Origin of the sequence: Natrinema amylolyticum, assembly GCF_020515625.1 — an archaeon.
Taxonomy (GTDB): domain Archaea; phylum Halobacteriota; class Halobacteria; order Halobacteriales; family Natrialbaceae; genus Natrinema; species Natrinema amylolyticum.
This window is the reverse complement of sequence record NZ_JAIWPJ010000002.1, coordinates 999,814-1,009,086: the sequence shown is the minus strand read 5'-3', so window position 1 is coordinate 1,009,086 and position 9,273 is coordinate 999,814. Positions and strand designations below refer to the sequence as shown.

The 9,273-nt window shown below is 67.4% G+C and carries 9 protein-coding genes; 4 read left to right on the top strand and 5 right to left on the bottom strand.

The features are described 5' to 3' along the window. Positions 1–139: 139 nt before the first annotated feature. Entirely contained in the window at positions 140–1,288 is a 1,149-nt protein-coding gene (locus LDH66_RS15170) for an SPFH domain-containing protein (RefSeq protein ID WP_226481908.1), read from the bottom strand. A gap of 203 nt (positions 1,289–1,491) precedes the next feature. Here LDH66_RS15170 and LDH66_RS15165 point away from each other — a divergent pair, with 203 nt between their 5' ends. After that, positions 1,492–3,333 carry an acetyl-CoA carboxylase biotin carboxylase subunit gene (locus LDH66_RS15165; RefSeq protein ID WP_226481907.1) on the top strand — a complete coding sequence of 614 codons (1,842 nt, stop codon included), beginning with the start codon at positions 1,492–1,494 and terminating at the stop codon, positions 3,331–3,333. A gap of 393 nt (positions 3,334–3,726) precedes the next feature. On the opposite strand, the gene LDH66_RS15160 is transcribed toward LDH66_RS15165, so the two are convergent. Further along, positions 3,727–4,860, bottom strand: coding sequence for a TIGR04053 family radical SAM/SPASM domain-containing protein (locus LDH66_RS15160; RefSeq protein WP_226481906.1), 1,134 nt, complete (start codon positions 4,858–4,860; stop codon positions 3,727–3,729). Positions 4,861–5,007: 147 nt separating this feature from the next. Between LDH66_RS15160 and LDH66_RS15155 the strand changes: the two genes are divergently transcribed. Both LDH66_RS15155 and LDH66_RS15150 read left to right on the top strand, forming a co-directional pair. Beyond that, positions 5,008–5,379 carry an Htur_1727 family rSAM-partnered candidate RiPP gene (locus LDH66_RS15155; RefSeq protein ID WP_226481905.1) on the top strand — a complete coding sequence of 124 codons (372 nt, stop codon included), beginning with the start codon at positions 5,008–5,010 and terminating at the stop codon, positions 5,377–5,379. Then, positions 5,376–6,593 (top strand): TIGR04347 family pseudo-SAM/SPASM protein, encoded by a 1,218-nt coding sequence (locus tag LDH66_RS15150; RefSeq protein ID WP_226481904.1) that lies wholly within the window; start codon positions 5,376–5,378, stop codon positions 6,591–6,593. Before LDH66_RS15155 ends, LDH66_RS15150 begins: the two co-directional genes overlap by 4 nt. Positions 6,594–6,666: 73 nt before the next feature. On the opposite strand, the gene LDH66_RS22985 is transcribed toward LDH66_RS15150, so the two are convergent. The 3 genes from LDH66_RS22985 to LDH66_RS15140 form a co-directional block, all read right to left on the bottom strand. Continuing rightward, on the bottom strand, positions 6,667–6,798 hold the full coding sequence (locus LDH66_RS22985) for a DUF7577 domain-containing protein (RefSeq protein ID WP_255681992.1): 132 nt from the start codon (positions 6,796–6,798) through the stop codon (positions 6,667–6,669). Positions 6,799–6,897: 99 nt separating this feature from the next. After that, positions 6,898–7,203, bottom strand: coding sequence for a CGCGG family putative rSAM-modified RiPP protein (locus LDH66_RS15145; RefSeq protein WP_226481903.1), 306 nt, complete (start codon positions 7,201–7,203; stop codon positions 6,898–6,900). 106 nt (positions 7,204–7,309) lie between these two features. After that, positions 7,310–7,765, bottom strand: a complete 456-nt coding sequence (locus LDH66_RS15140) for a ubiquitin family protein (RefSeq protein ID WP_226481902.1) — start codon at positions 7,763–7,765, stop codon at positions 7,310–7,312. Between the two features lie 93 nt (positions 7,766–7,858). Here LDH66_RS15140 and LDH66_RS15135 point away from each other — a divergent pair, with 93 nt between their 5' ends. Continuing rightward, the gene (locus tag LDH66_RS15135) at positions 7,859–9,238 is read left to right on the top strand and encodes a hypothetical protein (protein WP_226481901.1); all 1,380 of its coding nucleotides are present in this window, start codon (positions 7,859–7,861) and stop codon (positions 9,236–9,238) included. Positions 9,239–9,273: the final 35 nt, after the last annotated feature.

Below are 9,273 nucleotides of genomic sequence, written 5' to 3'. Positions count from 1 at the left end.
CTCACGGCCGTCGAACCGACCGAACCGGAGTGGCTTCGAGGACGGCCGCGAGGCGATCGAAGAGCGGGCGAATTCGAGCGTCGACGAGTGACAGGAGCGGCAAGCGAAAACGGACGCCGCCCGCTCGAGACGGGCCGCGTTACTCCGAGTCGGGTTCCAGGTCGTGCTCGTCGTCGGTCTCCGACATGGTGATCGGGTCTTCGGCCTCCATCCCGACGTCTTCGCCCTGTTTGATCGCCTGAGCCTGCTGTTCCATCGCTTCGACGTCCATCTCCGCTTGCTCGTCGATTTCGCCGATGATATCCGCGATGTCGTCCAGCCCGATCAGTTCGCGCGTCTCCTCGTCGAACTCGAGGCTCTCGAGGTCCGCCCCGTTGCCTTTCACGTCGCTGCCCGAGAGGTGCTTGCCGTAGCGGCCGACCAGCGAGGTGAGTTCCTGGGGCATGACGAACGTCGTCGACTCGCCCTGGCCGATCTCGGCGAGCGTCTCCATTCCCTTGTCGATGACCGCGCGTTCGCCCATCGACTCCGCGGAGCGCGCGCGCAGGACGGTCGAGATGGCGTCACCTTGGGACTCGAGGATCTGGCTCTGTTTCTCCCCCTGGGCGCGGATGATGTTCGACTGCTTGTCACCCTCCGCTTTCTCGACGGCGCTGCGGCGTTCGCCCTGCGCCTCGAGGATCATCGCGCGCCGGCGGCGCTCGGCGGAGGTCTGTTCCTCCATCGCGCCCTTGACGCCCGCGGAGGGCGTGACCTCGCGGACCTCGACGGACTCGACGCGGATGCCCCACTCGTCGGTGGGTTCGTCCAGTTCCTGCCGGATGCGCTCGTTGATCATCTCGCGCCGGCTGAGCGTATCGTCGAGTTCCATGTCGCCGATCACGGCGCGCAGCGTGGTCTGTGCGAGATTCGAGACCGCCCGCTGGTAGTCGTCGACTTCGAGAAACGCGCGTTTGGCGTTCATGACCCGAATGTAGACGACCGCGTCGGCCGTGACGGGAGAGTTGTCCCGCGTGATCGCTTCCTGCTGTGGGACGTCTAGCGTCTGTGTTCGCATGTCGAACGTGTAGATCCGGGAGACGAACGGCGGTACGATGTTCAGCCCCGGCTCGAGCAGTTTCCGATACTCGCCGAAGACGGTCAGTGCGGCCCTGTCGTAGGCGTCGACGATCTCGACCATCTGCCAGACCGTGATTGCGACGAGGAGGAGTACGACGGCTCCGACGAGGAGTAACGGATCCTCGAGTACCGACTGCGTCTGCAGCGGGCTGCGTGTCAACTCGAACATGTCTCCGCTACGGACTGGAATCGGATAACGATTGCCCACAACTAGCACGGGTGGGCCCTCGTGCGACAATCGGGTGCTCGAGTCGTCGTTGGATCGTCGCCGTCCGTCGTTTGTCCGGGGCCATCCGCATCGGCAAAACCTGTCGCGTTATCGGACCGGTTGCGAAAAAGTAAGGTAGGGCCCTCACGACGGTTTCCACAGGAATGTTCAGGAAGGTTCTCGTGGCGAACCGCGGGGAGATCGCCGTTCGCGTCATGCGAGCGTGCGAAGAGTTGAATATCGGGACCGTCGCCGTCTACTCCGAGGCCGACTCGGACTCGGGGCACGTGCGCTACGCCGACGAGGCGTACAACGTGGGGCCGGCGCGTGCGGCCGACTCCTACCTCGATCACGAGGCCGTCATCGAGGCCGCGCGGAAGGCCGACGCCGACGCCATCCATCCCGGATATGGGTTCCTCGCGGAGAACGCCGAGTTCGCGGGCAAGGTCGAGGAGGTCGAGGGGATCACCTGGATCGGCCCGTCCAGCGACGCGATGGAGTCCCTCGGTGAGAAGACCAAAGCGCGGAAGATCATGAGCGAGGCCGACGTGCCGATCGTTCCCGGGACCACCGACCCCGTCACCGATCCCGAGGAGGTCAAAGCGTTCGGCGAGGAACACGGCTATCCCATCGCCATCAAGGCCGAGGGCGGCGGCGGCGGCCGCGGGATGAAGGTCGTCTGGGACGAGAGCGAAGTCGAGGACCAACTCGAGAGCGCCAAGCGCGAGGGCGAGGCCTACTTCGACAACGATTCGGTCTACCTCGAGCGCTACCTCGAGCAGCCCCGCCACATCGAGGTCCAGATTCTGGCCGACGAACACGGGAACGTCCGCCATCTGGGCGAACGCGACTGCTCGCTGCAGCGCCGCCACCAGAAGGTCATCGAGGAGGGACCCTCCGCGGCCCTCTCGGACGAACTGCGCGAGAAGATCGGCGAGTCCGCCCGTCGAGGCGTCGCCGCCGCGGACTACACTAACGCCGGCACCGTCGAGTTCCTCGTCGAGGAGGAGGACCGCGAGGCGGGCGAACTGCTCGGCCCCGACGCGAACTTCTTCTTCCTCGAGGTCAACACGCGGATCCAGGTCGAACACACGGTCACCGAGCAGATCACCGGGATCGACATCGTCAAGCGCCAGATCCAGGTCGCCGCCGGCGAGGAGGTCGACTTCGATCAGGACGACGTCGATATCGACGGCCACGCGATGGAGTTCCGAATCAACGCCGAGAACGCGGCCAACGACTTCGCGCCCGCGACCGGCGGCACACTCGAAACGTACGACCCGCCGGGCGGGATCGGCGTCCGACTCGACGACGCGCTTCGACAGGGCGACGAACTCGTCACCGACTACGACTCCATGATCGCGAAGCTGGTCGTCTGGGGCGAGGATCGCGACGAGTGTATCGAGCGTTCGCTCCGCGCGCTCCGCGAGTACCAGATCGAGGGCATCCCGACGATCATCCCGTTCCACCGGCTGATGCTCACCGACGAGGAGTTCGTCCGGAGCACGCACACGACGAAGTACCTCGACGAAGAGCTGGACGAGAGCCGCATCGAGGAGGCCCAGGAGCAGTGGGGCGGTGACACCGGCGACGGCGGCGCGAGCGACGACGAGGACGAGGCCGTCGAGCGCGAGTTCACCGTCGAGGTCAACGGCAAGCGGTTCGAGGTCGAACTCGAGGAACACGGCGCGCCCGCCATCCCGACCGGCAACGTCGAGGCCGGCGGCGGCCAGGCGAGTCGGCCCGAGCCCGCGGGTGGCTCGAGCAGCGGCGGCGCCGAACTCGAGGGCGAGGGCGAGACCGTCGACGCCGAGATGCAGGGGACGATTCTCGACATCGAAGTCGCGGAGGGCGACGAGGTCGCGGCCGGCGACGTGCTGGTCGTCCTCGAAGCCATGAAGATGGAGAACGACATCGTGGCCTCCCGCGGCGGGACAGTCACGCAGATCGCCGTCGAGGAGGGCGACAGCGTCGACATGGGCGACACGCTGGTCATTCTCGAGTAACGTCGTCGTCCGCGTCGCACGGTCGGGAGCGGACGCGTCCGCTTTCGAACGTGTTCGCCGGAATTTCGAAGGGGACTCTCGCGCATCGAAGAGATGCACGCGCCATCCGAGACCCTGCGGGCGATCGACGGGACGACGGTTGTCTGCGCCGCTCCTCGTCGATCCACCGTCCATACATCCCTGACGGGTGTCGCGTGCACTCGACCGCGACCGGTCGAGACGATCGGTGCGTCGATCCGGCGGCTTCACCGAGCCATCGTCTGTGACGGTCGATACCGCGTCGATCGACGGGCGTTCGCCTCAGTGGTGGTCGTTCGATCAGCCCTGCAGTATCGACCGTCGCTCTGACTCACTTCTCTCGATCCCCATCGAAAAGCGCCGCCCGACCGTCTCTCAGTCACCGGTCGAGGCGCTGCGGGGCTCGCCGTCGGCGTCGTCCCACGGGAGCGGTCCGTCGTACCCCTCGGGAACGAACGGACAGAGCGGATCGCTCGCCAGCGGGTCGCCGGTGTGAGCGAACGCGCGCGAGCGGCTCCCGCCACAGACGTTGCGATACGGACAGGCCCCGCACTTGCCCGAGAGCTCGTCGCGGTCGCGCAGCGACCGGAAGAGGTCCGACTCGCGGTAGAGCTCGGTGACCGGCCGGTCGCGGACGTTGCCGGCCGATTCGGGCAGGAAGCCGGAGGGGAAGACCTCACCGGTGTGACTGACGAACGCGAAGCCGTCGCCCGCGACGATGCCGGTCCGTCGCTCGATACCGGCCCCCGGACCGCCCGCACCGTCCTCCGCGTCGTCACCGTTCGCCCGTCGCTGCATCGCGACCCGCCGGTACTGCGGGGCCTCAGTGGTCTTGACGCCGAAAGGCTCCGTCTCGCTGACCTCGTGGAGCCACTCCATTACCGCGTCGGCCCGCTCGGGCGCGACCGGCTCGAGGATCTTCCCCCTCCCGACGGGCACGAGGAAGAAGACGCTCCACATGACGGCCCCGATCTCGGTCAGCAGCTCCCGGATCGCGGGGAGTTCCTCGACGGTCTGTCGACAGACCGTGGTGTTGACCTGGACCGGCAGGCCGGCCGCTCGAGCGTCCTCGACGGCTCGGATGGTCTCCTCGAAACTGCCGTCCTCGCCGCGGAAGGCGTCGTGGCTCTCCGGCGAGGCCCCGTCGAGGCTGACCGCCATTCGCTTGAGTCCGGCGTCGGCCATCGACTCGATGCGATCGGCGGTCAGCGAGCCCGTCCCGCTCGGGGTGATCGTCATCCGCAGCCCGAGGTCATCGCCGTGGGCGATCAGTTCCGCGACGTCGTCGCGGACGAGCGGATCGCCGCCCGAGAGCACGACCAGTTGGCCGTCGCCGAACTCGGCGGCCTGCTCGAGCAGGTCCTTCCCCTCTGCGGTCGAGAGTTCGTCGGGGTGGCGCTGGGGTTTCGCGTCGGCCCGACAGTGATCGCAAGCGAGGCCGCAGGCCTGGGTGAGCTCCCAGATGAGGACGAACGGTCGCTCGGACGTGTCGAGAGTGCCAGGGCGCATAGCGGGGACTGAGCATCGGACGACCGAAAACGCCCCCGTCGTTCCCGCCGCTCGGGAAGACGGGAAGATGTTCGATTTCTCGAGAAAGTATTCCCGCGCATTGGGAGGTCGCACAACGACCTTCGGTATCGTCTCGAAGGTGTCGATATGGTCGAGAAAGCGCGCCGGTCGGCGGTCGAGAGCGACGAGCGAGGAAATCCGACTCGGCAGTGGGAGGTCTTCGTCCGGAACGAGGAGGGAGATCCGATGCGCCACGTCGGGAGCGTCGCCGCCGCGAGCGGGAGCGAAGCGCACGAACACGCGTCCCGGCTGTTCGGCTGGTACGCCGCCGACGTCTGGCTCTGTCCGGCCGACGCGGTCGAGCGGTACTCGACGCGCGGACTCGCGGAGACGGCGGAGGAACGGCCAGACGAGAGCGCTGGCGACGACGATGCCGACGATGCCGACAGTGACGACGAGAGCGACGAGCCGCGCGTCTACAAGGAGACCGCGGGCGCTTCGGAGGTGAACAGCCTGTGATCTCGATCAGTAAGCTGCTCTGCGACCTCGACGCAGAGGGCGACGGTCTGCGCTACGACGCGGCGGACGACTCCGAAAAGCCACAGATCACCGAGGAGAAACAGCGACGACCCGTGGTCGTCTGGAACACGACTCGCCGGTGTAACCTCTACTGTTCGCACTGCTACGCCGGTGCCGAGACCGAGGCCGCGACCGGCGAGTTCACGACGGCCGAGGCGAAGTCGTTCCTCGATCAGCTCGCGGCGTTCGGCGCGCCCGTTATCCTCTTCTCCGGCGGCGAGCCGCTCGTCCGCGACGATCTGGTCGAACTGGTCTCCTACGCGGCGGATCGCGGGCTCCGGCCCGTGCTGTCCTCGAACGGTACCCTGCTCACCCATGAGAAGGCCGATGCGCTCCGGGACGCCGGACTCCGGTACGCCGGCATCTCCGTCGACGGCCTCCCCGAACGCAACGACCGGTTCCGCGGCGAGGAGGGCGCGTTCGACGCCGCCGTCCGCGGCATCGAGAACTGTCTCGAGGCCGGGCTCAAGACCGGCCTGCGGTACACGATCACCGAGGCCAACGCGCCCGACCTCGAGGGGGTCGTCGACCTGCTCGTCGAGAAGGGCCTCGACCGGTTCTGTTTCTACCACCTCGATTACGGCGGCCGGGGAGCCGAAATCGTCGACGCCGACCTCTCTCCCCGAGAGAAACGCGAGGCGATCGAGCAAGTCGCCGACCTCACGCTCGAGTATCACGACCGCGGCGAGGAGATCGAGACCCTGCTGGTCGGCAACTACGCCGACGCCGCCTTCCTCGTGGAGTACGCCCGGGAGACCTTCGGCGAGGCGAAGGCGCGGGCGGTCTACGAGCACCTCGAGCGAAACGGCGGCGACCCGACGGGCGAGCGGATCGCGGACGTCGATTATCAGGGCAACGTCCACCTCACCCAGTTCTGGCAGGGGTACAGCCTCGGCAACGTTCGCGACCGCCCCTTCGGAGAGATCTGGGAGGACGAGTCGAACCCGCTGCTCGCGGCGCTCCGAAACCGCAAGGAGCACCTGAACGGCAAGTGCGCGGACTGTCAGTATCAGTCGATCTGTCGCGGCGGCTCGCGGCTGCGGGCGCTGGCGACGACGGGCGACCTGTTCGCGCCCGATCCGCAGTGTTACCTCCGCGACGACGAGGTGAGCGGCGAGGGAAATGGACCGATCGTCGGCGGTGCCGCGGACTGATTCGTGGTGTCTGACCGCGGTCACCGACGATACCGGAGATTCGATCGGATCGCCCTTCGACCAGGCGACTCGCTCAGCGACGGGAGTCGGGTCTCGCGGGAAGCTGTCCGAGACAGTGACGGCAGTAGGTGTAGCTGTGTTCGTTCTCCGTGCCACACACGCGGCAGGTGACCGGTTCGTCGAACGTCTGCGTTCGGGAACTCATCGTCGGTGCTAACGACCTGGGTCAGATAGCCCCCAGCCTGACGATTGCAAGGGATCGAGCGCCGTCGTTCGATTCGTCCGGTACGTGCGGTCGCCGCGCTCAGTCGCCGCCCACGTGGACCCGAGTCACGTGTCCGCCACAGCCGCACCGATCGACGTACTCGAGCCGAATATCGTCGAACGTCGCCTCGAGTTCGTCCCAGAGATACGTCTCGGGATGGCCGTGGTCGCCGTGCGTGACGAGGTTGACGTGGTAGCCGGCGGCGGTCTCCGCGACCGCGTCTTTCGACTGCTCGACGATCAGGTCCCGATCCATCGCGTGCTCGGGGCCCTCGAGGTTCGCCGACCACGACGCGTCGTGCTCGCTGCGCGTGACGGGGTCGACGCCGGAGACGTCTTCGGTCATAGTCGTCACTCGGACCGCGACGGGCCTAAGACCTGAGCCGAACTCGTTCGGCCCCGCGGTCATCGGGGCTACCACTGGGGACCACCGGCGACGGGCGGCGGGGCGGTCAGCAGCAGAACATGAACGGATAGATCAGCGCGACGCGATCACCGTCGGTGAGTTCCGTCTCGAACCCGCCGAGGTGTTCGTTGAACCGGCCGTTGACGCAGACGCGCGCGTACGGCCGGGTCTGCTCGCCCTCCGGATTCTTGCGCCAGGTGCCGGGCAGGTCGTCGGGGACCGGTGCCCAGCCGCTGTGGGTCGCGTCCGCTTCGGTCTCGGCGATGAGCATGTCCTCGAGATCGTACTCCTCGAAGAAGGCCTCGAGGAAGTCCCGGAGTCGATCGCCCTCGAAGGTGAACTCGAGTTCGTAGCTCCCGATTTCGGTGCGGACGTGCCCGGTACAGCGGACGGTCACGGTCGTCGTCTCGGTCTCTCGGTCGCTCGTCGCGGCGGAATACTGGTCCGGGCCGGTCGCGGTCGAGCGGTCGTCGGCGGTGGTCGTCGCTTGGTCGGGCCTCATGGATCACTCGGTGATACGACGCGAACCGGCAAACGCTATCTTCCGAACGTGTTCGGGATGAAGGGGACGACCGTACGGGTCGAACCCGCAACCATGAACGGAATACCGGGCGGGTTACGGACCGACCAGCAACCGCCGATGGTGATCCCGCTGCGACACTTCCTGCTCGCGCTGGGATTCCTCGCGGTCGGTATCGGTGGTGGAACCGTCCTGGCCGTCGCGACGCTGCCCGGACTCGCCGGGCTGGCACACCTCCACGTCCTGCTCGTGGGCTGGGTCGCGGTGACGATCATGGGCGCGATGACCCAGTTCGTCCCCGTCTGGTCCGGCGTGTCGATCCGCTCTCGACGGCTGGCGATCGCCCAACTGTGGCTCGTCACGATCGGACTGGCCGGGTTCGGAGCGGCGCTGCTCGCGGGCGCGTTCGCCTGGCTCCCGGTCGCCGGCGCGCTCATGCTCGCGGGGATCTGGACGTTCGTCTACAACGTCGGGCGCACGCTCGTCCGTGCGCGCCCGTTCGATTTCACGGAGCGACACTTCGCGCTCGCGCTCGCGTGTTTCGGCTTAGTCGCGCCCCTCGGCCTGCTGCTGGCCGTCGATTTCACCACACCGGTGTTCGATTCGGTCGCGGTGAGCCGCGTCGAGATTCACCGCTCTCACGCGACGCTGGCGCTGTTCGGCGCGCTGCTCGCGACGGTCGTCGGTGCGCTGTTCCAACTGACGAAGATGTTCACGCAGGCGGAGCCCGATCGGCTTAGCGATCGCCTGCTCGCCCTCGAGCAACTGTGCTTCCCGGTCGGGCTCGCGGCCCTCGCGGTCGGACGCGGGCTCACTATCGAGGTGCTCGCTCGAGCCGGGGGGATCGCGCTCCTCGTCGGACTCGCCGCGTTCGCGGTCGTCGTCGCCCGATTGCTGGCGGGCGCGACGGTCGAGCGCTCTCCGATGCTCGCTCGCTACTGGGTCGTCGTAGCGGCGCTGGTCGGGTGGATCACCCTCACCGCGCCGACGTGGTGGACCGACCCGCTCGCGCCCGAGTCGCTCTTCGGTCACCCCGACGCCCGGAATCTCCTGCTGTTCGGCGTCTTCGGGTTCGTCGTCGTCGGCTCGCTGTACCACATCGTTCCCTTCATCATCTGGATCGAGCGCTACAGCGATCGCCTCGGCTTCGAGCAGGTGCCGATGATCGACGACCTCTACGACGACCGCCTCGAGCGCGCGGACTTCTGGCTGCTGCTCGTCGGATTCGGCGGCCTCGCCGCGGCGCCGCTGGTCGGGCTCCCGGCCGTCGCGACCACCGCGAGCGACCTGCTCGCGACGGTCGGCGTCGGGCTGTTCGTCGCGAACATGTTGCTGACGATCCACCGTCACGGACCCGACGGGATCGCCGGCGTCCTCGCGAGCGCGTTCGAGTCGAGTGAGGACGCCCCTGCAGCGGGCGGGGAGCCCGACGTGGACGCGTCGCCCGATCGGTGACCGAACGGAGACGATCCGTTGGAGAACGGCTCGAG